We start from the raw sequence: 24,912 nt of genomic DNA, 5'->3' as shown, positions 1-24,912 counted from the left end.
TTGTGAACAATTCAATTTTAAGCAACCTATTAGGAGAAATGGGTAAACAGTAAGGATTCCAGACCTTTTTTAACGCAAAAGTCTCAGTCCGTTCAGGATGACAAGGATCGTGCTGCCTTCGTGGCCAACGACTCCAAACGGAAGGGCAATCCCCTGTAAAAAGTTGCTCAGCATCAAGGTAGCTATGACCGTGACGGCAAAGATCATATTCTGCTTCACGATCCGCTGGGTACGGCGGGCCAGCTTAATTGTTGAGGCGATTTCCTCAATATTGTCATTCATCAATACCACATCGGCAATCTCCAGTGCTGCGCCGCTTCCGTTCATGCCCATCCCCATGCCAACTGTGGCTGTAGCGAGTGCCGGAGCATCATTCACCCCGTCCCCCACCATAATTACATTCCCGTATTGTTCACGCAGTGCTTTGATGTGCGTCACTTTGTCCTCAGGCAGCAGTCCTGCGAATACAAGATCCACACCGGTCTGCCCGGCTATCACTTCTGCTGTTGCCACGCGGTCACCCGTCAGCATAGCCACTTTAATGCCAAGCTGCTGCAGCTTCCGAACCGCCGCAACCGCCTGCAGACGCACCGTATCCTGCAGCGCAATCATCCCGGCAATCCGTTCGCCGTCGAGGATCAGCGATACTGTCTTGCCTTCACTCTCCAGCTGCTTGCGGAGCGATCTCCACTGCTCGTCCTGGAGTTCATTACGTTCATCCAGCAAATTGGACTTGCCGATTCTCCACAGCTGCCCTGCGATCAGTCCTTCAATCCCCCAGCCGGTAACCGATGTGCTCTCTTCAATTACATGCAGCACAAGGTGTTCTTCCTCTGCCTTGCGGACAATTGCCTCTGCCAGCGGATGGCGGGACAGCTTCTCAATCGACGCGCTGACCCTCAGCAGCTCATTGCGGTCATACTCTTCTCCGGCTATAAAATCAGTCACCTGCGGAAGCCCAGCAGTCAAAGTCCCGGTCTTGTCAAAAGCAACTACCGAGGTTTTCGCCATATTCTCCAAATGGACGCCGCCTTTGAAAAGAATGCCTTTACGGGCACTTTTAGAGATTGCCGACAGCATGGCTGGCATAATGGATGAAACCAAGGCGCAAGGAGAAGCCACTACAAGAAACACCATTGCTTTATAGAAGGTAGCGCTCCAGCTCCAGTCCAGAACTAATGGCGGCAGTGCAATCAGTACGATCGTCGCAGCAACCACTACACGGGCATAGATGGACTCCAGCCGTTTGATAAAGCGTTGCGATTCGGGCACCTCGGTTTCGGCTTCTTCCACCATTTTGATAATTTTCGAAAACAAAGTGTTCTCCGCAGACTTGGTCACCTCTATATACAGCGGGCCTTCCCCATTGATGGTTCCGGCAAACACATCGCTGCCCGTACTTTTCTCTACAGGCAGGGATTCACCCGTGATGGATGCCTGGTTGACCGCCGATTCTCCCCGGTAGACGGTACCGTCTGCCGGAATAAGCTCACCCGGACGCACAAGCAGCAGATCTCCTACAGCGAGCAGATCAATCGCTACCTCACTCATGATCCCTTTTTCGATACGAACGGCAGTGGCCGGCTTCAGAGCCAGCAGTGATGAGATATCCTTCTTGCTGCGCTCCATCGTATAGCTCTCCAGGGCCCCGCTCAGCGCAAAAATAAAGATCAGCATCGCGCCTTCATTCCAGTACCCGATTGATGCAGCGCCCAGTGCGGCAGCAATCATCAGAAGGTTCACGTCCAGATCACGTTCCTTGACAAGTGTCTCCACGCCTTCTTTCGCCTTGATCCATCCGCCTACCGTGTAAGAAACCACATACAGAAGAACCGAGAACACCTCCGACCAGCCACTGACGGCCCAGGCGATCAGCATGAGGAGCCCGCTGCCAAGTGCAGCCTGCATTTCGGAATTGTGGAGCATGGCTTTGGGATCAAAACGGCGCGGCTGCGGAGTACGCGGCTGCTGCGCGCCTTCTCCCCGCGCCATGGATTTAGGCAGTTGTTTGGATGTAGCTTGCATAAGTAAATCACACTCCTGATTCATTTTTTTGAAATACTGACTGAGAATGAGAGCCATTCTTAAGGCCCTTAAAATGACACATGCTGCCCCGGCTCAGCCGGGACAGCATGGTAAATGAGAATGATAATCGTTGTTGCCATTGTACAATTTTATTTCCTTAGTGCAACTTATAGTTATAATATATCACGATCTGCGAAAAAGTAAAGCCGGAACCAGACCTGATTTGGGATGCTTATTCTTAGACTCCAGGTGCGTAATTCCCTCTTTTAGGATATTAATCTTTAACAGGATGAATAGCTATATACAGTTAACTAATATAATGTAAAAAAGCAGCCCGATCATGTTTGGATCTCGGGCTGCATGCTTCATGAATTTATGGAGACTATAGTGTAACTTCTACTTTTACTGCTGCTTTTCCCGGATAGGCGGGTACGATGTTACCTTCCAGCCGCTGGCCATCGACACGGATTTCCTTCACACCCTTGCAGCTGTGAGAGCTGTTGGTCACGGAAATCTCATACAGGCAGCCGCGGAATTTCCGGCTCACCTTGAAGCCTTCCCACTCCGCAGGAATGCATGGATCAATGGATAGTCCTTCCAATACAGGCTTAATTCCCATAATATACTGGGTTGCGGCGATATACATCCATGCGGCAGTACCGGTCAGCCAGGAGACGTTAGCCAGTCCGAACTTGTCAGACTCAGGTCCGAACAGATTGGACGCATAGACGAACGGCTCTGCTTTGTAATGCCATAACCCGGCCTGCTCCATAGCGACGTTCGGAATCAGCTGGCGGTAATATTTGTAGGCCTGATCGCCTCTTCCCAGCAAGCATTCGGCAATAATAGCCCAGGTGTTGGCATGGCAGAAGACCGCTCCATTCTCCCCCGTGCCTTTATTATAATTGGTCAGCGGGTCCGCAGGATCCGGGAAGGTCGTGATGGAAGGATGCAGCTTCTTAATGCCCAGCTCTGTATCCAGAATATCACGCACACTGTCCATGGCCTGCACAGCTTTATCCGGGTCAGCCATGCCGGAAAGGGTGGCCCAGGTTTGCGCATTGAGCCAGATTTTGGCCTCGTCATGCTCGTCTGTCCCCAGGAAACGCCCGTCATCCATCACCGCCCGCCGGAACCAGCGTCCATCCCAGCCCAGACTGTTCACCAGCTGCTTCTGATTCTCGTACAGAGCTTCATAGTCTGCCACATGCTCTGGATGACCGGAGGCCACAGCCAGATCCTTCATGCGCAGAAGCACTGTTCCGAGCTGCATCGCAGTCCAGATGCTCTCCCCTTTGCCCTGGCGGCAGACCCGGAAAAGCTGGTCGTTCCAGTCCGAGCGCAGCATTAACGGAAAGCCGTTGGGTCCCCTATGAGAGGCAGTGTAATCGATGGCACGTTTCAAATGCTCATATAGCGTGCCTTCACCGCCATCATAAAAGGGAAGGCTCTCCATCAGAAACCCTGCATCGCCGGTCTCCGCAAGAATATCCCATACCGCAAGCGCCGTCCACAGATGGTCATCGGAATGAATGCTGGTCACCGGGTCCCATCCCTCATTCGGGAAGAAATAATGGTTCACATGCCCATCCTGATATTGCTGCCCCAGCAGCAAACGGACTTTCTCTTTTGCCGCCTCGGGATCAAGCGGGACGACTGCTAATATATCCTGGGCTGTGTCGCGGAAACCCACTCCCCGGAAGGTACCGGTGGCATAGAAGGAGATATTGCGTGAAAAGAGGAAGTTCCGCTGTGCCTGATACGGATTCCATAGGTTGATCATCCGCTGCGCATCTTGATCCGGCAGCTCGCAATTCCATCCGCCCAGATAATGGTCCCAGTTCTCCTTAAGTCCCGCATAAGAGCGGGCGACGAAATCCTCCTCACGCGAATGTGCGATGGCCCGCGCCACTTCTGCTTCGTTCATCGCCGTCCCGAGAAAGAAATTCACGGTGCGGGTTTCGCCGGGCTGCAGGGTTACCTGTACCTGGAGCGCACCGCAGGGGTCCCCGCCCAGGAGTGTTGAGCCCTTGCAGCCTCCCTGCTCAACGGCAACAGGATTGGACTCACTCCGGTAGCTGCCGATAAATTCTTCACGGTCACCGTCATAGCTGTACAGCGGCGCATCGGACATCATATACACCAGCGGTGTCTCGTCCGGCTTCGGCTGATTTTCCACACCGTATTTGTAGACAAGTGCTTCCCCGGGGTGATATTGCACGGATACCTGATGCTTGTTGTAGCACTGCCACTGCAGCTCCCGCATGAATTCCATCATCCCAAACTCGGCGTAAGCATACACATTCAGTATCTTCACCGTGGGACTGTTGTTGGTCAGCGTCAGATTCCAGATTAATGAGTTCTCATAAGGTCCGACAAAATAGACCGTCCGTGCTGAAATTTCATCCTCCCTCGCCTCGAAACGGGTATAGCCCAGACCGTGACTGCTTTTCCATTCCTGCGGCTTCTGGAAGGCTGGCTCATAGGTAGGACACCAGTAACTGCCCGTTCCGGCATCCTGAAGATAAATATAAGGACCGGAGCGGTCGGTTGGCAGATGAAAAAAACGGTAGCGGGTAATCCGCCAGATCTGGGGCGACTTATAAAAAGCAACTCCACCGCCCGCATGGGACAGCATGGTGTGGAACGTGCCGTTGGACAAGTAATTCATCCATGGCGTCGGCATATCATGACGCTTGAACTCCACTTCCTTCGCTTCGTCACGGAACGAGAAATACGTGTCCAGCTCCTCCATGCGGGCAAGCTTAACTTCACCAGCAGTTTTCGCGGCAGCCTTCTTGAGCTCTTCGCGGCCTGACTGGCCGGCTGGACTTAAGGTTCCGGGTTGCTTCATCATTGATTTGCTCCTCTCGGGTTCGCAATACTTACTTGGGCTCAACCTCATCCATCGTCATGCGGAACTCCAAATCGTTCATATACGTTCCGTCCCTGTTCAAGAAGACCATGCCAAAAGCAATATCCTCCTCGCCTCCCTGCACAATAGCAATCAGCCGGTTGGTTCCGCTTCTCAGTTCAATCTCCTTCTCCGGTGCGGCAACCTGTTGACCGTTCATATATATCTCAAATGCACAGTCCGATTTCACCCGCAGGGAGCCGGTGCGGATGGCTGAAGTTCCTGTACCCGCTTCGGGAAGATGTACAAAGCAGCTCAGGAACAGCGGACGTCCTGCCGTGTCAGGAATCAGCAGTGCTCCGCCTTCGCGCCGTTCTTTTTTCTTCATCCAGCCGTACAGGCCTTCGCCCAGATTGTTCAAGGAAAATTCCGGATCGGTGTAGTATTCCTTCATGGCCTGGTAATCCACATAAGGCGGGCAGTACAGCGTCATTGCCGCTTCCACCGCCCATTCCGCATCGCCTTTATCGCGGATCAGCAGTTCGTCCGCGAAGGACGCTCCGAGATTAGCGAGCAGGCGGGTATAGAGCCGCAGGCTTTTCTCGCTGTCGGGCTCCATAAGCAGCTGCGAGCAGATAATCTCCCCCTCCCCTGCGGTCAGCCGGATCAGAAAGGCTCCTGGCTCGCAGGCCTTGTCGCGGTTCAGCTCGACCAGCGCCAGCCTGCTGTATTCTCCGGTGTGCTGCCCGGCAAAGTAATCCTTCCAGGCGGTCCCCTCCACGCTGGTACACAGTACCTCAGCGTCCGGAACTTCCAGCCTGTACGCCGCCAGCTCCCGGTTCACTACGTCCCGGGGCGAGAGATGCACCTTGTCGAACCCGAACAGGTCGACAGGGCTGATTCCGCGAACGGCGGCGTGAGCGTAGTCCGCCTCCAGGTGGTACGTCCCGTGCGGTGCGATGCGCACGGGGCGGTCCAGCAGGCGGGCAAGCGCCTCCTGCCCGCCGGGTTCTGCCGGCAGCACGAGCACTCTGCTGCCGGCACTTGCAGCCTGCCGGACGGCTTCCGCCGCGCCCGGGCCGTTCAGCAGCGCGGCCTCCACCACGAGGAGGCCGGGATTCAGGCTGGATAAGCCTGCGGCGCTATCCAGCCTTGTGCCCTTCAGGCGAAGCTTGCCGAGCACAGCTTCCGCCGCCCCGCCGCTGCGGACCCATGCCGCAGCAGGCACCGGTGCCGCAGCCGCGTAATCGGCGCGGCCCGCGTATTGGAGCAGACTCCGCAGCAGCAGACAGGCCTGGGGGATCTGCTGGATATGGTCCATAATCTCCAGCTGATTGGCCAGGAACATTCCTGCTCCGCTGCGGTATTCCAGAAGCGGCGACCACAGGTCTCCGCCGTCCCCGAAATCACCGCTGCTGCACTCCAGCAGGAGGGTAAAGTCTCCCGTTACAGGCTTTTCAAAGGCAGCCTTCATAATCGGCACCGGTCCTTCCTCGCGGAGCTGCTCATGCCAGAACATGAGATCCTCATCTCCAAGACCTTGGAGCACGGGATGTCCATAATCCCCCGCATGGGCACGGATGAATTCTCTGCGGACCAGCGGAAGCTTGCCAAGAGAGAGATGAAGCTGTTCCAGCAGCAGCAGCCTGCCGCCTTTCTCTACAAAAGCTCGCAGCTGACGGTCCAGCTCCCCGTCCCCATCCTGCATTTTACTGCCGACGATCAAGAGGATGCCGCCCGGCAACTGCTCTATGGCTTCTGCCTCCACCCGGATCAGGTTGGGGACCAGAACGCAGATGGATTGATAGTCCTTTTCGGAACCTATATAAACAGCGGGAATTCCTAATTCGACCGGCTTGGTCTTAAGGCTGCCGGACAGCAGCCGGTACCTAAGGTTAAGCTCATGCTTCAGCTCTCCACCGTGGAACAGCCTGGCTGTGAGCACTGCTTCTCCTTCGCGGGCGACGGCATCCGGTATCCACTCCAGGCGGATACTCCGGCGTTCGGCAGGTTCTTGACGGAACCCGAAATTCTGTGTATGCACCACCCGCCCGTCCTGCTGCACAGTACATTCAATGGTCACCGCTTGTTCCGCCAGCGTATCGTTATAGACATCGAAGCTGCGGCGGACCTTCGAGTCGTCGAAGAAGCAGCGGTTATACTCGGCAGCAATTATCGTTACCGGCCTGAAGGCCTCCGACATGACCGCAAAGGATGGGTTGACCCGGTAGGCCGGATATTCCTCCGGCAGCAGCCCGTTATTCAGTGAAAGCGAGTATGCCGGAATAAGCGCAGGCTTAGGGCCTGGCGTTGTCAGGTCGGCAGGCGGCAGGAAAATATTCCGGTCAGGCATTGCCCGCATAAAATAATGGGCGAAGTTGAAGGTGGAGATGCCGGATACCCCCTGTCGCCGCGCGTATTCTATGAACAGCCGCTCCTTCTGTGCAAGGCCGGCAGCACTCGCGTCTGTATCGCGATATGCGCCAAGTCCCGTATACATGCTGCTGTTCTGCGGGCAAATGTACCACCAGCTGCCATGCTCTCCAAAGGTAAGCGGGACTGTGCGGTCCCACTGGGAGATCGTGCCGTCAATGTTATAGTGGCGGCTCTCCACTTCTGTAAGCTCCTTGGAGAGTAGGCGGTTATCCCCTTCCACCATAATCGGACGGGTGGAATCCAGCGCTCTCATAATATCTATCAGACCCGGAATGTATGGTTTGTAGTCATCCCGCCCGTCCACCCACCGCATCTCGTTCTGTACACTCCACAGGATGACGGAAGGATGGTTTTTATCCCGCTGCACTAGCCGCCGTACATGAGCCTTGCAATTGGCTATGAAATCCGGATGGGCGGCGTCCATTGTTTTGGCAGAGCCATAGATGGCGCTCTCGTCAACGATGAGCATCCCCTCTTCATCGGCAATCCGCAAATAATCCGCAGGATATGGCTCGGCATGCAGCCGGATGCTGTTGACACCTGCCTGTCTGCACATACGGTACCAATTGCGGATGTAGTCCTCTGTCTGCTGTGCCGCCCCCTGGAAATGCCAGGAGTCTCCGCGCAGGTTGACCGGAATTCCGTTCAGCATAAACTGCGGGCCTTCGCACCAGAATTCCCTGAAGCCGAACGTCTCGGTCCGGCGGTCGAGGATTTCCTCCCCTGCCCGAAGCTCCAGCTCCAGCGCATACAGAACCGGAGTTTCCGGGCTCCACAACTTGGCTTCCTGCCAGGGTAAAACAAACCGGGCTTCCCGCCACTTCCGGTGATCTGTGTTTTCACATAATTGCCGGCCTTTCACAGCCTCCTGAGACACCGCTGTTGCACCAGCCTCTGCTTCAAGAACCGGCAGCTCCCCTTTTCCATCCATAGGCAAGGTGCCCGTTCGATGCTCCTTCACTTTAAGGATGACCTGCAGCGAATCCGCCGTTGAGGTAGCGGGCTCCATTCCTATCAGTGCATCCACCTCCAGGAGGCCTTGGCGGAAAAGGGTGCGGATTGTGATATCCTCCAGCGTTACAGGCGGATAGCCTTCGAGGAATACATCCTGCCATATCCCCCTTGAGATCCTGCCGAACCAGGAGCCGGCAAGGCCCGTAATCTTCTTATCCCCGGAGGGAAGCACCGTTTGATCAAAGCTTCCGCAGACCACATGCAGGTGCTGCTCCTGACCTGGCTTCACCCTGGTGCTGATATCCAGCCGCAAGGGCAGATACCCGTCCTCCCAGATGGCGATCCGCTCCCGGTCCAGATATACAGCCGCTTTCTGCATCATTCCATCGAAACGCAGGACCACCCGCTGCCCCAGCATGTCCTCCGGGATCTGAAAGGACCGGTGCAGCACACCGGCCTCCGCTGCATCCCATTCGCTTGGATAGCCGTATACATCCAGCGGGGCGAACCCATACTCCGCGATTTCCCCGAACCTTCTGCCGAATGGCTGCGGATAGCTGTGGCGCCAGCTTGAAGGAACCTGGATCTTGCGGGCTTCATACACCAGTCTCTCAGGAAGTGTCCGGCAGAGCGGCTGATCGTAGAGCGGCATGAAATCCCATTCACCGTTTAAACATAACGAGGTGTGCATCCTCTATTCACTCTCCTTTTTGCCGGCTGGGACCGGTACGTTAAGCACGATAGTGAGCTTTTTCCAAATTTCCTGGTCAGCCGGGGCATCCATCCATTTCATAAAATGCGGGTCCATTACTTCCCCCCATTGATCCGGTCTGAGATTCGTTGCGAGCTTTCCCGCATAAGGCGCCGGCTCCACCGTACTGGGCAGCTCGGCATAAAAGAACAGCAGGTTCTCATGAAGTCCGATGATTCCATATTTGTCACCGTCTCCCGGGCGCTCCTCCTGATATTGATAGTGATAATAGATATAGCTTGAAACCTGCTCCGGCTTCAAAAGCGCCACCCGTCCAAAGGGAGCACTCTCCTGTTGAGTGCGCTTCCAATGCTGCCCGGAAACCGGCTGCTGGTAGTGGAAAATGTCCATCATGGGCACCCACCATCTGGGCTGCTGTCCTCCCGGCCAGACCTTGAGCAGCTCCTCCCCATCTGCAAACAGCCGCTCCGGTTCATGCCGCTCTCCGCCGCATTCGTAATAAAGAAACAGCTCGTTCCCTTCCTGGAATACGCTTAGCCGCGAAATATCCAGCATTTCCATTCGTTCATTCAGCAATGGGAGCCGGGATTGAAAAAAGAGCTCTGGAATCCCGCCCTCCCTGCACTCGGCCCTGTATAAACAGCGCTGCATAGTCACCCTCCAGCCTTATGTCATCTTCCTCTTCAGAGTAGCGCATCCGGCGGGCCGCTTCCTTGACGATCAGGACCATCTTTAGCATAATAACGACATGACAAAAAAACTCTATGCACGAGATCTGGGACTCGAACCCGGCTTCACTTTCCGTATTCAAAAATGCCCGCTGACGCATGATTATTATGTGCACTGCCATGATTTCTCGGAACTGGTGGTCATTCTGGAGGGAAGCGCAATTCATATCATTGAAGGAAAGGAGTACCCCGTTTCTGCGGGTCAGGTATTTTTTATACACAGTGATATTTCCCACGGCTACAAAAATGTGCAGAATATTCAATACGTCAATGTCATGTTCCATCCCGACCAGCTGCTCCAGCTGCCAGAGCTTAAGCTTCTCCCGGGATTCCAGGCACTGTTTTATCTGGAGCCCTTTTTCCGCAAGGAAATGTTCTTCAAAGGCATGCTCGCTCTGCAGCCTGCTCAGCTTGATGAGGTGAATCTTTTGCTGGACCGGATTCTGGAGGAGCATGACCGGCAAATTGACGGCTACCGGCTGATGATCCGCACCTATTTCACGGCGCTCGTCGGCACGCTGTCACGGTATTACCGGCAGAATGGCGGCGGGACCGAGAACAAGGCACTGCGGATCGGGGAGGCGATCACCTATATTGAGGAGCATTTTTTGCAGCCTGTTTCTCTGCAGGGTCTGGCCGATCTGGCCTATATGTCCAAGCGCCAGTTCCTCCGTGTATTCACCCGGAATTATCATACGACACCTATGGATTACGTTATCCGCAAAAGGCTGGACTACTCCTGCACGCTGCTGCGCAATCCAGAGCTGTCCATCTCTCAGGTGGCAATGGACAGCGGCTTCCGGGATCACAACTATTATTCCAGGCAATTCAGAAAAGTGTTCCAGTGCTCGCCTTCGGAATATCGGGTGCATAAGGCGGGGCTGTGATTGCAGGCCGTCTATGTACAAGAATCTTGCTAATAGCCGCCGTCTCTGGCATTGTTCATAATGAAATCATTGAATAATCAGGAGGTTGAAATGTTATGAAAGTCAAGCTTGATCTTTTTCCGGGCGGTGTTACTAAAGCGCTAACAACGAGCTGGGATGACGGCAGAATCTATGACAGACAGCTTGTGGCGATACTGAACCGGCAGGGTCTGAAGGGCACCTTTCATTTGAATTCAGGGTTTTTCGGCAAGGAAAGCTATATCCTCGGAGAAGAAGTGTCATCCCTTTACAAGGGTCATGAAATATCCGCACATACCAGCACTCATCCCTTTCTCTCCATGACCCCCCGGGCGGGCATTGCTGAAGAAATTCTGAAGGACCGCGGGCATCTGGAAACCCTTGCGGGCTATCCCGTGAGAGGTATGTCCTATCCGTTCGGTGACTACAGTGATGAGGTGCTGAGCATTCTTCCTGCACTGGGAATCGAGTATGCACGCACTGTGCAATCCCACGGCGGCTTCACCTTGCCGGATCATCTGCTGGCTTGGCACCCCACCTGTCATCACCGTGATATGCTGCCGCTCGGACAACGATTCCTGGAGGAGAAGCCCAGACATTCGCGGATGCAGCTCCTATATGTCTGGGGGCACAGCTATGAATTCAACGACAATCACAACTGGGAGGAATTAGAACAGTTCGCCGGCCTGATGGGCGGTCGTCAGGAGATCTGGTATGCGACCAATATCGAGATTGCCGACTATCTGTCTGCTGTACGGGGGTTGCGCTTCTCCGCTTCCCAAGCCATCGTGTATAATCCGTCAGCAGTGGATGTATGGATCACGGCAGAGGACCAACCCCGCCAGATATCCGCAGGCGCTACGGTGCGGCTGGATTAAAGCAGGATGCGGCAGGAGCTTGCAGACAAAGGCTGAATTTCAACGGGAGTGTTTCCAACGATAATGGCCTGGGCTGAAGCAGATCCACCTGCGATGCTTCAACAACGGTATTTCTGCCGTTGTTACGGAGCAGATCCACCTGCGGCGCTTCAACAACGGCATTTCTGCCGTTGTTTCGGAGAGAACCCCTCCTTTGGCCGATTCAGCTTTTATTCGCAGCAGCAGATCATCATTCCCTAAATAAAAAGAGACCCGATTTCTTCCTGCACCAGCCGCAGAAGAGATCGGGTTTCCTTGTTAAAGTGTGTGTTATCAACACATAGCTGGACTAGCTGCTCAGCCATCCTCCGGCGGCTGGCTTAGCCTGATCCTGCCGGGCCATCCAGGTCAGGCAGGCTGCCCGCAGCAGCGCTTCTGTCCGCTGGCCCGCGCTGCAAAAGATCCCGCCGAAGCCGATCCGGTACAGATCGGCCAGCGCATACGCCGCCGGGGCACCGGCGGCGAGCAGTACCGCCGCCGGCTTCACGCGCTGCACGGCGGCCAGGATCTCTTCCGCCGCCTTGGCGAAGCCTCCGGCGGCGTCTTCCGGCGCGGCTTCACCTGCCGCGCCGTCCAGCACCAGGAAATCGGCGATGCGCGCGATTTCCCCCGCGGCGGCGCGCTCCACATCGGGCGGAATCATCGCCCCGATGCGGCACGCCGCCGCGTAAGCGTGGCCGAGGGTCTGTTCGGCCACGCCCTCGATGAATTCGCGCTGCGCCGCGAATTCGGCTGCGCTGGCGGGATACGGCGCCAGCAGGTCCACGCGGCAGTCGCCGCCCAGGCGCTGGCGCTCCGCGACCGAAGCGAAAAGCGCCTCAAGCTGCGCATCCTGCAGCGCAGCCTGCCTGGCCGGCTGATCGGCCAGCTCCGGCATGAAGGGCAGCGTAACGGCGGCCCAGGCCCCGTCCGCCGACTCCAGCAGTGCTGCTGCTGATGCACGCAACCGATAATAGATCCGCTGCAGAATCCGTTCCTCCTGCTCGGCGGTTTCGCTGAACAGCCAGCCCGCGTAGAGTTCGTTCACCTCAGGAGCAAACAGCCACTCCCCGCTGCGGATCAAGCAGGGGCCCGCAGGCAACGCTCCAGGTTCATCCCGCAGAACCGTCCGCTCCTCGCGCCCATCCCGCAGCACCAAAAAAGCCGGACGTTCACCCGGACGTCTGAAATAAACACGGTGCATCGGCTCGATTAAGCTTGTGCGCTCTCCTTCAGCAATAAACTCTGCAGCTGCGGAAGCCACAGACGCAGATTGGCTCATTTCTACCCCAATTGCCCGATCTCCGGCAAGATACTTGAACGGACGCTCTTCCTTATTCCGGTTATGCTCCTGCTCGCGTTCACCCTTCATTTCCGCACCCACCTTTTTAGCTTTGGATTGCTGCCGGCTTCCTTCGGGCTTCAGACCACCACCGGCATCGTCTGCATACTTCATCTTATAAATACGGGAACCCGCAGCAAAATATGCAAGCGTTACCAATTTATTAGGGGAACAATGCGGGGGAAAGTGTAACTCTGCCGCCGATCCCTTTTTAAGGAATAGGCATACAGCGCAAGTGATATCCTGCATTATTTAAGCGGATAAGCAGCAGCTACATTTCATGAAAAAGGCCACTATCCCATTACGCCGCTCACCGATCGATGAACGATTGCGTATTTGGATAGTGGCCTGTACACACTCTGACTTATTGTTGGCTGGCTGCGATGGCCTGCTCCAGATCATATAGAATATCGTCGATGGATTCTGTACCGATGGAGAGCCGGATTAATTCCGGGGTAACCCCCGCGGCAATCTGTTCCTCATCCGAAAGCTGCTGATGCGTGGTGCTCGCCGGATGAATAATGAGCGATTTGGAATCACCGACATTGGCCAAGTGGGAGAACAGCTTCACGCTCTCAATCAGCTTAACCCCGTTAGCCGCTCCGCCCTTAATTCCGAAAGTAAGAATAGCCCCCTGCCCCTTGGGCAGATACTTCCGGGCCAGCTCATACGATGGATGGCTTGGAAGTCCCACATAGCTGACCCAGTCCACAGCTTCATGCTGCTCCAGATAGCGGGCTACCTTCAGTGCATTCTCACTGTGACGCTCCATTCTCAAATGAAGGGTTTCTAGGCCCTGCAGTAGCAGCCAGGAGTTGAACGGCGAGATCGCTGCACCCAAATCACGCAGCAATTGTACGCGTGCTTTGATGATATAGGCAACAGGTCCTACAGCTTCCGCATAGACCAGTCCGTGATAGCTTGGATCAGGTTCGGTCAGGCCGGGGAATCGTCCGCTTGCCTTCCAATCAAACTTGCCGCTGTCCACAATCACCCCGCCAATGGAGGTTCCGTGTCCGCCAATAAATTTGGTAGCAGAATGGACAACAATATCTGCACCAAATTCAATAGGACGAAGCAAGTACGGACTTGGGAACGTATTGTCCACAATCAGCGGGATTCCATGCTCATGGGCGATAGCCGCCACCGCTTCGATATCCAGCACATTTCCCTGCGGATTGCCGATGGTTTCGGCGTACAGGGCCTTTGTCTTGTCCGTTATCGCACTGCGGAAGTTCTCCGGATCATCTGAATCCACAAAGTGCACCTTGATTCCCAGCTTCGGAAGTGTAGTGGAGAACAAATTATAAGTACCGCCATACAGGCTGGCAGAAGAGACAATCTCATCTCCGGCCCCGGCAATATTAAGGATGGAAAAAGAAATTGCCGCTGACCCGGAAGCTGTCGCAAGCGCACCCGCCCCGCCTTCCAGTGCAGCAATACGCTGCTCAAAAACATCGGTGGTCGGATTCATCAGACGGGTATAGATGTTGCCGAACTCCTTCAGCGCGAACAAATTGGCGGCATGCTCGGCGTCACGGAATCCGTAGGAAGTGGTCTGGTAGAGCGGCACTGCACGTGCGAAGGTAGTAGGATCAATCTCCTGGCCTGCATGCACGGCTAACGTTTCAAATGACAGCTTGCGATCTTCTGACAATGGGTTTTCCTCCCTTGATCTGTATGATGGTAAACCTTAACAACTAAGAATTGTACCTATTCTCTCACAATCTATGTTATTTGGGAAGAAAAATATCTCATTATTCCAATGTGTTTTATTCAGTTGAGAAGAACTGTGATTCGCAACATCCCGCCATGGTAAGCGTTCTCAAATGTATCGAAGCCAAACTCAAGCCTCTCCTTCGGAATTCCATCTTCTGATGAAGCTGCGTAAGCGGCAAAAGTAGTCATCCGGTAAATTGATTTCGCCGCAAAAAGAAATATACCAGATTATCTACAAGCTCCGCCTCTCTAGAGAACCCCAACGCCATCAGCAGGCGTATGGATCTGTCATTCCCGGGATCAACTGTAGCTTCGATGACCTCAAGCCCCATCTGTTCAAATCCAAATTGGATCACCGGATGAAGTGCTTCCGTCATCAGACCCTTGCCCCAGAAGGCTCTGGACAGATCGTAGCCAATTTCCGCTGTGCCTGGGGGTCCAGTTCTCCAGCAATGATATCCACAGGTTCCCGCCATTCGCTCCTGCTGTTTATCGAATATTCCCCAGCGGCAACCCGAATCGTCGATGTGAAACTGGATCATTTCATCGGCTTCGGCAATATCCCGGCAGGGCGGAATATCCATATAGCGCGTTACTTCTTCATCCGAGAAATGCTGGAATACAGCCTCATTATCTTCCAGCGTAAGTACTCTTAACCTCAGTCTATCTGTTTCAATAACAGGGTAATTCATCTTCGTCAATGACCTCTTCTCCGCCTTCTCATTCCCTAGAGAATCCTATTAATTCTCATGCAATAAAAAAAGGCTGCAGCGTCCCTGATACAATGACGCCGCAGCCGCTTTTTTTGAAACTAACTGCAATTAATAGTTGCTCTGGCTCTGTTCGCCTTTGGCAATAGCCACTCCGCCGCTGGTGCCGATGCGGGTTGCGCCTGCCCCAACCATAACCAGCCCATCTTCTGCGCTGCGCACGCCGCCGGAAGCTTTGACACCAATATCAGGACCTACAGTCGCACGCATCAATGCAATATCTTCCTTAGTCGCACCGCCTGTGGAGAATCCGGTCGAGGTTTTCACGAAATCGGCTCCGGCTTCTACAGCGAGCTTGCAGGCGCGGATTTTCTCTTCATCTGTAAGCAGGCAGGTCTCAATAATCACTTTGGTCAGCGCTTTACCGCGAGCTGCATCGACTACCGCAGCGATATCTCGCTTCACCAGCTCGTTGTCGCCATCCTTCAATGCTCCGATGTTGATGACCATGTCCACTTCTCCCGCACCGTTCGAAATCGCATTCGTGGTCTCAAATGCCTTGGTTTCCGGTGTCGAAGCGCCCAGCGGGAACCCGATAACCGTGCAGACCTTCACTTCAGGTGTATCCTTCAATACCTCGTAAGCAGTAGCAACCCACGCCGGATTCACGCAAACTGAAGCGAATGTATAGGTTTTGGCCTCTTCCGCCAGCTTGATGATATCTTCTTTACGGGCATCCGCCTTCAGCAGCGTATGGTCAATAATCCCGGATAATTTGTTTTCGCTCATTATTAATTCCTCCATGATAATCGGTAGTAGACGTTCGCATTCCTTGTAATCATACCAATAGTAAGGCACTTTGGAAAGCTGTGCGGGCGGGCGTCCCTTTAGTCTAATTATAGTTAACAAGACCTTGCCTGCACTTTCACCTGGCGGATGGCCCCGCATATCATTCGTGTTTGCGCGGATAACCTTTGAAGCCTTGTACACTTCACTTCTTTGATTTTCTCCAATTGAAGATCGGTCAGCTCCCGGATCTGCCGGGTCTATCCGACTCGCCGCTGGCAATTTTCATGTTGTAGCTGCTAATCGTACCCTTCACAGCCGAGCCGGTATCCCCCTTTGGATGGCTATGTTCCCTGCCGCGATGCAGATGATATACAGAAGATACGGGCAAAAGACAAAAAAAGAAGCCCTCTCCGCAGCCAGGTATCTGGCATTGGAGAAAACCTCTCAATGAACATCATTCAACTAATGACCGCCAGATGGTGACAATCCGATCCGTTTTACCAGCAGCGCGCTTTGTTCGTTCAAACCGGTAAGGGTTACTTTCTTGCCAATAGCTTGATACTTGGATATGATCTTGGCCATTGCATCTACTGCGGACTGATCCCATACATGCGAATGGGTGAAATCAATAATGATCTGCTCCGGATCGCTGTCCACCATGAAATGATGGATGAATTGGCTTGTTGTGCCGAAGAACAGCTGACCATGCACCGTATACCGGGTAGAGACCGCCGCTGTATGAATAGTCATACGGATGGAGGCGATTTTCCAGGCAAAGGTAAGGGCACTGAGCAGGACACCGAACAATACACCAATCGAGAGATTATCGGTGACAACCACCGTAACCACGGTGACGAGCATAACCAGAGCATCGCTTAACGGAACCTTCGTCAATGAAGTTAGTGATTTCCATTCAAAGGTACTGATGGATACCATGAACATCACCCCAACCAGAGCTCCCATGGGAATCTGCTTCACCACATCGCCCAGAACCAGAATCAGGAACAGCAGAAAAATTCCGGACACAAGGGTCGACAGCCGGCTGCGGCCGCCCGATTTCATATTCACCATAGATTGGCCGATCATCGCGCAGCCAGCCATGCCCCCAAAGAAGCCGGTGACTATGTTCGCCAGACCCTGACCCTTTGCTTCACGGTTCTTATCGCTCCCGGTGCCAGTAATATCGTCAATCAGGGTCGCGGTCATCAATGATTCCAGCAGTCCTACTACGGCAAGCGACAGCGAATAAGGTAAAATAATCAGCAGTGTATCCAGGGTAAACGGAAGCACCGGCAGGTGGAATACTGGCAAAGCCGACGTGATCTCTCCCATATCACCTACGGTTCTCACATCCAGATCCAGAACAATGCTGAGCACGGACACCACTATAATCGCCACTAGTGCCGAAGGCACCGCCTTAGTGAAACGGGGAACCGTATAGATAATAAGCAGCGTGAGTGCCACCAGAGCATACATTACCCACCCTTGTCCGCTGAAATGCGTCAACTGCGCCATAAAAATCAGAATCGCCAGCGCATTCACAAAACCGGTCATCACCGGCTGCGGCAAAAAGGTAATAAATCTCCCAAGCTTCAGCATCCCCATGAGGATTTGAATGATTCCGGCCAGCACGGTAGCTGCAAACAAGTACTCTATGCCGTGGTTCAGCACCAGGCTACCGACCAAAAGGGCCATGCCCCCCGTAGCTGCCGAAATCATACCCGGCCTTCCACCCGCAAAAGCCGTAACCACCGCAATGCAGAACGAAGCGTACAGGCCTACCATGGGACTGACTCCCGCAAGTATAGAAAAGGCAATCGCTTCCGGGATCAGGGCAATAGCCACCGTCATCCCGGACAAAACATCGTTCCTCGTGTTCAAAAACCACACGTTCTTCAAACTAAGCTGCTTCAAATCTTTTGTTCCTCCTGTGACTGTTATGGGATGAGGCACTTTCTGTATAGTCCCGGGTCCGGTGCAGCTCCAATGCTACTTAATTGTACCTGACCATCCATAACCTCCACAAAAGTTCAATCTGCTCTTGTAAGCGTTGTTTATTGCGTTATCCTCGTCTTAACTGCACTATCCGTCCAAATTCTATATATTCAAATTTGAGTTTGACAGATTCAGCGGTTTTAGCGGTACAACCCGGAAGCTTTTACTTCATTGAAGAACGTATTGAACTCCTCAATGTTCAGCTGCTGCGCGGCATCGGACAACGCAGTAGCCGGATCAGGATGAACTTCTACCATAATGCCGTCGGCTCCAGCGGCGAGAGCAGCCTTGGCACAAGGGATCAGAATATCCTTGCGTCCGGTTGAATGGGTCACATCGACCAGCACCGGCAAATGGCATTCCTGCTTGAGAATCGGCACGGCCGAGATATCAAGCGTATTGCGGGTCGCTTTCTCATAGGTGCGGATACCGCGTTCAATCAGCATAATTTCCATATTGCCCCGGGACATAATATATTCCGCCGCATGGATGAATTCATCCAGCGTAGCCGATAGTCCGCGCTTCAGCAGCACCGGCTTGTTCACTTCGCCTACTGCTTTGAGCAGTTCGAAGTTATGCATATTCCGCGCGCCAACCTGAATCACATCCACATAATCAAGGGCCTCTTCAATATGGCGGGGGTCTACAATTTCACTAATGGTGAGAAGACCGTACTCCGTAGCTGCTTCCCGCAGAATTCTCAGGCCATCCATTCCAAGTCCCTGGAAATCATAAGGGGAGGTACGGGGTTTGAAGGCTCCGCCGCGCATAACCTTTACACCAGCCTTCTGCAAAGCGGCAGCAACGGTACGGGTCTGCAGCTCACTCTCCACGGAGCATGGACCTGCCACCATCAACGACGATAATCCGCCGACCGTAACATTACCCGGCAGAACGATAACGGTATCCTCCGCGTGGTTTTTCCGGGCTACCAGCAGGGACTTTTTATGCTCCGTACTTTGCAGATCAAGCGATGCAGAGAAAATCTGCTTGAAGAGGGTGCGGATCGTTCCGCTTGTGAAAGGACCCTTGTTGCTTGCCACCAGCTTCTCCAGCATCTGTTTTTCCCGTTCGGGATCGAACTTTGGCACACCCTGTTTTTCTTTTACCGCTCCAATTTCCTGCACAACCTGGGCCCGCTCGGAGATTAACTCCAGCAGTTGTCCATTGATCTCATCCAGGCGGGCTCTCAGCCCATTAAGTTCCACGTTGCTCATTACCTTCCACTCCTTCTTGTCAGTTGAATTTAAAATATGAACGCAAAAAGGCCCCCCGTCGCAAGGGACGAGGAGCCGTGGTACCACCCTAATTTAGAAATTAATCCATTCTGAAGCTTCGGCAAAAAACACCTTCAAGCCCGGCTGGAATCAACTCTGTCTTATACCCGGTAACGCGGAGCGCGGGCCGTCCTACACATACCTGCTGCAGCAGTGTACTTCAGGGGCCAACTCGGAAGTGAACTTCGGCGCAAATCGTCTCTTGAGGGTGCTCTCAGTCTCCGGCACACCTTCCCTGTTAAGATCCGTTTCTCGCGCTTACTCTCTTCGTCATCATCATTTCATTATGGCTGGCACTACATTTGTACCAGTTTCTGCTATCTTAAACAAAATAGATAACACATGCAAGATATCCATTCACCGCATCTCAGCTTTAATGCAGTACAATGATTTATATACGGTTCCGCAGCCCATCTTCAGAAAAACTTGCCTAACATAGTGCTTACGGTCTCACTTCTCAGCGGCTTGCTGATATATTCATCCATTCCGGCAGCCAGGCATAGCTCGCGGTCTCCCTTGAGCGCATTGGCAGTAACGGCAATGATCACCGGCTGCTTCTCCGGCGGCAGCATTTCTTTGATCGCCTGTGTGGCTTCCAGACCGTTCATGCGCGGCATTTGCACATCCATAAATATAAGATCGTAGCTCTTCCCGCGAACCATCTGCATGACCTGCAGCCCGTCTCCCGCAACATCGACGGAATAACCGCGTTTCTCCAGAATTTTACGCAATACGATCTGATTGATCTCGTTGTCCTCAGCCACGAGAATCCGCAAGGGATGTCCGCCCGAAAGCGGTTCAGTCCCTTCTTTGCCAGTCTCTGTACCAGACTGCCTGCCTGTTTCTTCATGCAGCACGACTGTGAACACAAAGGATGATCCTGACTCCACTGAAGTATCCAGAGCGATTGTGCCGCCCATCAGTTCCACAAGCTGCTTGGTAATGGCTAGTCCCAATCCTGTCCCCTCATGGCGCCGGTTCATGAAATGATCAAGCTGATAGAAGGGCTCGAACAGCCGGCTGCGCGAACGCTCGGGAATCCCAATACCGGTATCGGCCACTGTGAATTCCAGCGTCACCTTTCCCTCGGCTCTTGCTGCTGTCCTTAGCCTTACCTTTATCCCTCCGCTGTAAGTAAACTTCACGGCATTCCCCACCAAATTAAGCAGGATCTGCTTCAGCCTGTCACCGTCACCAATCAGATGGTGCGGTACATCCGGACCGATGTCCATGTCAATCTTCAGGCCTTTCTTGTCTGCTTTATGCTGCAGCAGCTCTAGCACAGAATCTACACAGGTCATCAGCATAAACGGCTCTTCATGCAGGACGGTTTTGCCTGCCTCGATTTTGGAGAAGTCCAGCACATCATTGATGATTGCTAGCAAGGTATCGCCGCTTTGACGGATGATATCCAAGTACTCTCTTTGCTGTGAACCCGGTTCACACATATCCAGCAGCAGGTCCGTCATCCCGATAACACCGTTCATGGGCGTACGAATCTCATGGCTCATCATCGCCAGAAACTCGCTTTTGGCGCGGTTTGTTTTTTCGGCAGACTCTTTGGCAATCAGCAGCTTCTTCTGTTCGGTAATATCCTTAACGATAATATAGAATCCTACTGTGATGTTATTGATAATAATCGGGGCAATGGTCGTCAGCACCTCTACAGAATGCCCCTCCCGATGCCAGATATGGCCGATATTCACCTCAGCGTAGCCGTCTTTTTGGGGATAGGTAATCACTTCCTCCAGATGGTCTTCCCCGATAATCCGGCCCACATTCATACCAACCAGCTCCGGAATGCTGTAGCCAGTAAGCTGGCAGGCTTTCTCATTCCCGTTAATAATTCTACCCTCAAGGTCAAGGGAAATAATCGCATCATGGTTATACTTTTTAAGGGATGTATATCTTTCGACGGATTCCTGCAGCTTCTGTTCCACAATCCTGCGTTCCGTCACATCCCGTCCGACAGCGAGTACGCTGTGCCGGGATCCCTCTTCGATCAGGCGAAGGGTGAACTCAATCCACAAATAGCGGCCGTCGGCATGTTGAATCCGGATCTGAACCCTCTGAAAATCCTGAGTTTCAGGAAAATCCAGCCCCTCAAGATCATCAGGATGGATTAGCCCGCGGATATCCCGGCCCACCAGCTGTTCGGGATCGTAGCCGAGCACCTCCCTTACCGAAGGTGAACAGTACCTGCAAATACTGTCCGGTGTTGCATAGTAGACCACATCGGAAATATTGGCCACAATCTGTTTATACAGCACGTCTGTATGAGAACCCAGCTCATCACTTTCTGCTTCAGCAACCAGCTCCGCCAGATGCAGCAGATAATACAGCTTTTTTCCCGTCGAGGGATCGCTCACAAGTGTCATATGGAGCAGCACCGGCACCGGCGATCCGGAGGCGGCGGACAAATTAATTTCGCACTCCAAAAAAGGTGTCTCTCCAGCGTCTAGAGCACCTGCCATCTTAATATATTTCCCTAGTGAATCCCCGTATAGAAGCTCTCTGAAATGCTGTCCCAGGAGCTGTTCCTCCGTAAACCCGAGCAGCGAGGTTACCGCCGGATTTACGCTGGTCCAATGCTCGTCCATGGAAAGGAAAGCTACTCCAACCACTCCCGTTCTGCATGCATATCCAAAGTGGGAATATGCTTCTGCATGTTGTTTTGACATGTAATTTCACCGCCCGTTTGTGGAGTATCAAACGCAAGAATTTTAGTTAAAATCTTCAGTATTAATATCTTGCATTATCGGGTGAATGTCAAATGATAATCTAAGCTGGTTCTTCTCCCCTGAAATGTCTGTAGCATCAGTCAATTCCGGCTAAAAGCTTCTCCACAGCCTCTGTAAGGGCTTTTACCTGAAACGGCTTGGTCATATAACCGGAAAATCCTGCATTTTGAGCCCGTTCGATATCAGATCTCTGGGCAAAGGCGCTGATCGCCAGCACCGGTATCGGACGTGTTAATTCATCATTTTGCAGCCGGTCCATCGCTTCATATCCATTCAGGTCGGGCAGGCCAATATCCAGAATAATCAGATCCGGCAGTGCCCGCCGGGCGATCTGCAGACCCAGCGCTGCCGTCTCAGCTTTTAGCAGAAGTACGGAGGGCAGATTTTTTTTGAAGATATGATGCATTAAAGCCATATTGAGTTGATTATCTTCCACGTACAGCACTGTCTGCTTACGATCCACCAGCATGTCCCCCTAAATATCCAGCGTAACTCTCCCTATGAGACAGCAGAAAAAATAAAAAGCCGAAGAAAGGGGATCAATCCCCCTTCTCCGGCTCATGTTCGGCTCATTCGCATGTCCGACTCATTTCCGCCTCATATGATGGTGATTATAGAAAAGTATAGGCTATTACGCTGGTATCTTTGTCGAAATCCCAATCCACATAAATGTCGGCAAGCTCTTTGCCGAGCATCGGCGCAATCGTGGTGGTATCCTCCAAGTATCGTTTTTCCATCTTGCGTTTGGTTGTTTTGAGTGTGTTCTCATAACCAAGTCCAATTAATTCCTTCTCCAAAGGAATCAGAATACCTTCACGCTTAATAATCAGGGTGCGGGGGCCCAGCCACCAGGAATCAGTATATACCGGCTCCTTCTGCACCTTTCTGCTTACCTCGTTAATTTGGGCATGAACCTCATCCCGTCCAGCATAATCGTCAATTTCTGCTCCATCCTGCTTTATGAGCGCAACGATCATTCCTGAAGCGTTATGTATCCCCCAATCGTAAAAAAGCTCGCCGACCTCAATAGCCATCATGTCCTTCAGGTACGCTGAAAGCTCTGGAAGCAGCGATTTCATTAAAAGTTCACGTGTGTACCGGAAAGCCTGTTCCTCTTCCTTGTTCAGCAGAAACCGCTCCACAGGTCCGATAAAATTACGTATATGCAGGGCTATGCATTGCTTCCCTATAGATGCATGGATAGACTCGGGTCCTTTCCCGAAACGCTCCCGAAGCAGTCTTCCTGTATAACTGGATAGTTGGCTAGTAAGTTCCGTAGTGCTCATTCAATTTCCCCCAGCATTATTTTTTGTGTATGTGTTTGTTAGTGTGGGGAGAACTCCACCTGCTGAAAGAAATGGCCAGTTCTCTTAAGTATAATATTATCCAGCTTCTGCGTATACAGTAAAATTAACCAGATCAGTTGGAATACTAATCAAATGGCAAAGGTTAGACCAGATACCTCAGATAGATATACACGCTTGAGATTACAATGGACAGCAGCATCAGAGGAAAGCCGAATTTCAAATATCTCATAAAGGTGATCGGATGTCCCTCTTTTGCCGCAAGGCCTGCTACAATTAGATTCGCACTTGCGCCAATCAGCGTCCCGTTCCCTCCCAGACATGCCCCGAGTGCAAGACTCCACCATAAAGGCTCCAGGTTATGGATACCCAACGTTCCCATCTCCTGAATCAGAGGAATCATCGTTGCCACAAAAGGAATGTTGTCCAGAAAAGCCGAGGCCAGCGCGCTCAGCCATAAGATCAGCATTGAACTGGCCACCAGATTCCCGCCGGTAAGCTCCATCGCTTTGCCTGCCAGTTGTGCGATCACACCCGTCTCCACCAGGCCGGACACGAGCACAAACAGACCGATAAAGAAAAATATCGTAATCCATTCCACACTCTTAAAGGCTTTAAGCAGCATCTTTTCTCCCCCAGCCAGGAGAAGCAGTACAAAAGCTCCAGCCAGCGCCACTGTTGCCGACTCCAGATGTATCGACTGATGCAGGAAGAACCCAAGAATCGTCAGTCCCAGCACCCACAGACACTTGCGCAGCAGCTTGCGGTCCTTAAGCATCGCCTGTTCATCCATCTCCATGACCCTCTGTTGCAGCTCGGGTGAGGTCTTGAGCTGCTTGCCGAACATGAGCAGGAACAGCGGCAAATATGCCAGAATGATAATCAGGATCACCGGAGTGAGGTTGCTGATAAACGCCATGAATGTCAGTTCCTTTACGGCGCTGCCAATCATAATATTCGGGGGATCCCCAATCAGCGTCGCTGTACCGCCAACGTTCGAGGCAACGATTTGTGATAACAGAAACGGTATTGGATTAATCCGCAGCTGTCTCGTAATGCTGAAGGTAATCGGCACCATGAGCAGAACCGTGGTCACATTATCAAGAAACGCCGAGGCCAGTGCAGTCACTACGACCAGTGCCACTAATATTCGCCTAGGCTCACCCTTGGCCACCTTGGCTGCCTTTACCGCCACATAACTAAACAAGCCGGTCTCCGCGGTAATCCCCACCATCATCATCATTCCTACCAGCAGGCCAAGCGTATTGAAATCAATATGCTCCAGCGCTGTTTCCTGCGAGACAATGCCTACCCCAACCATAATCAAGGCTCCCAGCATCGCCACAATCGTGCGGTGAACCTTCTCCGAAATAATCAGCCCGTATGTAAGCAGAAAAATACTTATTGCCCAAATCCCTTGCTGTTCCATAATGCCTCCCGTAAAATTCTTATGGCTTGCTCTAAAGCTTATCATATCTTCCTTGGTAGCAAAAAAAAAGCCCGAAGGCCATGTGCCTCGCAGCAG

Annotated in this window: 16 protein-coding genes; 2 read left to right on the top strand and 14 right to left on the bottom strand. The window is 52.9% G+C overall.

Annotated elements, in window-relative coordinates:
• Positions 1 to 69: 69 nt before the first annotated feature.
• The 4 genes from A3842_RS28240 to A3842_RS28225 all read right to left on the bottom strand — a co-directional run bounded on the left by A3842_RS28240 (position 70) and on the right by A3842_RS28225 (position 9,632).
• Entirely contained in the window at positions 70 to 2,025 is a 1,956-nt protein-coding gene (locus tag A3842_RS28240; protein ID WP_074085009.1) for a heavy metal translocating P-type ATPase, read from the bottom strand.
• A gap of 382 nt (positions 2,026 to 2,407) precedes the next feature.
• Positions 2,408 to 4,882, bottom strand: coding sequence for a GH36-type glycosyl hydrolase domain-containing protein (locus A3842_RS28235; RefSeq protein WP_074103511.1), 2,475 nt, complete (start codon positions 4,880 to 4,882; stop codon positions 2,408 to 2,410).
• 28 nt (positions 4,883 to 4,910) lie between these two features.
• Complete coding sequence (locus A3842_RS28230; RefSeq protein ID WP_074103510.1) at positions 4,911 to 8,960, bottom strand: glycoside hydrolase family 2; 4,050 nt, start codon at positions 8,958 to 8,960, stop codon at positions 4,911 to 4,913.
• A 3-nt stretch (positions 8,961 to 8,963) separates the two neighbouring features.
• Positions 8,964 to 9,632: a hypothetical protein gene (locus tag A3842_RS28225; RefSeq protein ID WP_074103509.1), complete on the bottom strand. Its 669-nt coding sequence runs from the start codon at positions 9,630 to 9,632 to the stop codon at positions 8,964 to 8,966.
• A gap of 97 nt (positions 9,633 to 9,729) precedes the next feature.
• Between A3842_RS28225 and A3842_RS28220 the strand changes: the two genes are divergently transcribed.
• Complete coding sequence (locus A3842_RS28220; RefSeq protein WP_074085013.1) at positions 9,730 to 10,596, top strand: AraC family transcriptional regulator; 867 nt, start codon at positions 9,730 to 9,732, stop codon at positions 10,594 to 10,596.
• 95 nt (positions 10,597 to 10,691) lie between these two features.
• On the top strand, positions 10,692 to 11,492 hold the full coding sequence (locus tag A3842_RS28215) for a polysaccharide deacetylase family protein (RefSeq protein ID WP_074103508.1): 801 nt from the start codon (positions 10,692 to 10,694) through the stop codon (positions 11,490 to 11,492).
• A 328-nt stretch (positions 11,493 to 11,820) separates the two neighbouring features.
• Here A3842_RS28215 and A3842_RS28210 read toward each other — a convergent pair whose 3' ends face one another.
• The 10 genes from A3842_RS28210 to A3842_RS28160 form a co-directional block, all read right to left on the bottom strand.
• Positions 11,821 to 12,966, bottom strand: coding sequence for a hypothetical protein (locus A3842_RS28210; RefSeq protein ID WP_143186391.1), 1,146 nt, complete (start codon positions 12,964 to 12,966; stop codon positions 11,821 to 11,823).
• Positions 12,967 to 13,216: 250 nt separating this feature from the next.
• Complete coding sequence (locus A3842_RS28205; protein WP_074085016.1) at positions 13,217 to 14,509, bottom strand: homocysteine synthase; 1,293 nt, start codon at positions 14,507 to 14,509, stop codon at positions 13,217 to 13,219.
• Positions 14,510 to 14,756: 247 nt separating this feature from the next.
• Complete coding sequence (locus tag A3842_RS28200) at positions 14,757 to 15,263, bottom strand: GNAT family N-acetyltransferase (protein ID WP_074103506.1); 507 nt, start codon at positions 15,261 to 15,263, stop codon at positions 14,757 to 14,759.
• A 129-nt stretch (positions 15,264 to 15,392) separates the two neighbouring features.
• Positions 15,393 to 16,070, bottom strand: coding sequence for a deoxyribose-phosphate aldolase (gene deoC, locus A3842_RS28195; protein ID WP_074103505.1), 678 nt, complete (start codon positions 16,068 to 16,070; stop codon positions 15,393 to 15,395).
• Positions 16,071 to 16,532: 462 nt separating this feature from the next.
• Positions 16,533 to 17,984: a SulP family inorganic anion transporter gene (locus tag A3842_RS28190; RefSeq protein WP_074103504.1), complete on the bottom strand. Its 1,452-nt coding sequence runs from the start codon at positions 17,982 to 17,984 to the stop codon at positions 16,533 to 16,535.
• Between the two features lie 221 nt (positions 17,985 to 18,205).
• Positions 18,206 to 19,282 carry a bifunctional 3-deoxy-7-phosphoheptulonate synthase/chorismate mutase gene (locus tag A3842_RS28185; protein ID WP_074085020.1) on the bottom strand — a complete coding sequence of 359 codons (1,077 nt, stop codon included), beginning with the start codon at positions 19,280 to 19,282 and terminating at the stop codon, positions 18,206 to 18,208.
• 476 nt (positions 19,283 to 19,758) lie between these two features.
• The gene (locus tag A3842_RS28180; protein ID WP_083609774.1) at positions 19,759 to 22,023 is read right to left on the bottom strand and encodes a PAS domain-containing hybrid sensor histidine kinase/response regulator; all 2,265 of its coding nucleotides are present in this window, start codon (positions 22,021 to 22,023) and stop codon (positions 19,759 to 19,761) included.
• A 136-nt stretch (positions 22,024 to 22,159) separates the two neighbouring features.
• Positions 22,160 to 22,546 (bottom strand): response regulator, encoded by a 387-nt coding sequence (locus A3842_RS28170; RefSeq protein ID WP_178382427.1) that lies wholly within the window; start codon positions 22,544 to 22,546, stop codon positions 22,160 to 22,162.
• Positions 22,547 to 22,694: 148 nt separating this feature from the next.
• Positions 22,695 to 23,369, bottom strand: a complete 675-nt coding sequence (locus tag A3842_RS28165) for a Na-translocating system protein MpsC family protein (protein WP_074085022.1) — start codon at positions 23,367 to 23,369, stop codon at positions 22,695 to 22,697.
• 163 nt (positions 23,370 to 23,532) lie between these two features.
• Positions 23,533 to 24,816: an ArsB/NhaD family transporter gene (locus A3842_RS28160; RefSeq protein ID WP_074103551.1), complete on the bottom strand. Its 1,284-nt coding sequence runs from the start codon at positions 24,814 to 24,816 to the stop codon at positions 23,533 to 23,535.
• Between the last annotated feature and the right edge of the window lie 96 nt (positions 24,817 to 24,912).

Origin of the sequence: Paenibacillus sp. P3E (genome assembly GCF_001909045.1) — a bacterium.
Taxonomy (GTDB): Bacteria; Bacillota; Bacilli; order Paenibacillales; family Paenibacillaceae; genus Paenibacillus_AQ; species Paenibacillus_AQ helianthi.
The sequence above is the reverse complement of the archived record's forward strand: the minus strand, read 5'-3'. Positions and strand labels throughout refer to the sequence as shown.

Coding starts and splice junctions, on each gene's coding strand:
- A3842_RS28240 (WP_074085009.1), bottom strand. CDS start 2,025: ATGCAAGCTACATCCAAACAACTGCCTAAATCCATGGCGCGGGGAGAA.
- A3842_RS28235 (WP_074103511.1), bottom strand. CDS start 4,882: ATGATGAAGCAACCCGGAACCTTAAGTCCAGCCGGCCAGTCAGGCCGC.
- A3842_RS28230 (WP_074103510.1), bottom strand. CDS start 8,960: ATGCACACCTCGTTATGTTTAAACGGTGAATGGGATTTCATGCCGCTC.
- A3842_RS28225 (WP_074103509.1), bottom strand. CDS start 9,632: ATGCAGCGCTGTTTATACAGGGCCGAGTGCAGGGAGGGCGGGATTCCA.
- A3842_RS28220 (WP_074085013.1), top strand. CDS start 9,730: ATGACAAAAAAACTCTATGCACGAGATCTGGGACTCGAACCCGGCTTC.
- A3842_RS28215 (WP_074103508.1), top strand. CDS start 10,692: ATGAAAGTCAAGCTTGATCTTTTTCCGGGCGGTGTTACTAAAGCGCTA.
- A3842_RS28210 (WP_143186391.1), bottom strand. CDS start 12,966: ATGAAGTATGCAGACGATGCCGGTGGTGGTCTGAAGCCCGAAGGAAGC.
- A3842_RS28200 (WP_074103506.1), bottom strand. CDS start 15,263: ATGAATTACCCTGTTATTGAAACAGATAGACTGAGGTTAAGAGTACTT.
- deoC (WP_074103505.1), bottom strand. CDS start 16,070: ATGAGCGAAAACAAATTATCCGGGATTATTGACCATACGCTGCTGAAG.
- A3842_RS28185 (WP_074085020.1), bottom strand. CDS start 19,282: ATGAGCAACGTGGAACTTAATGGGCTGAGAGCCCGCCTGGATGAGATC.
- A3842_RS28180 (WP_083609774.1), bottom strand. CDS start 22,023: ATGTCAAAACAACATGCAGAAGCATATTCCCACTTTGGATATGCATGC.
- A3842_RS28165 (WP_074085022.1), bottom strand. CDS start 23,369: ATGAGCACTACGGAACTTACTAGCCAACTATCCAGTTATACAGGAAGA.
- A3842_RS28160 (WP_074103551.1), bottom strand. CDS start 24,816: ATGGAACAGCAAGGGATTTGGGCAATAAGTATTTTTCTGCTTACATAC.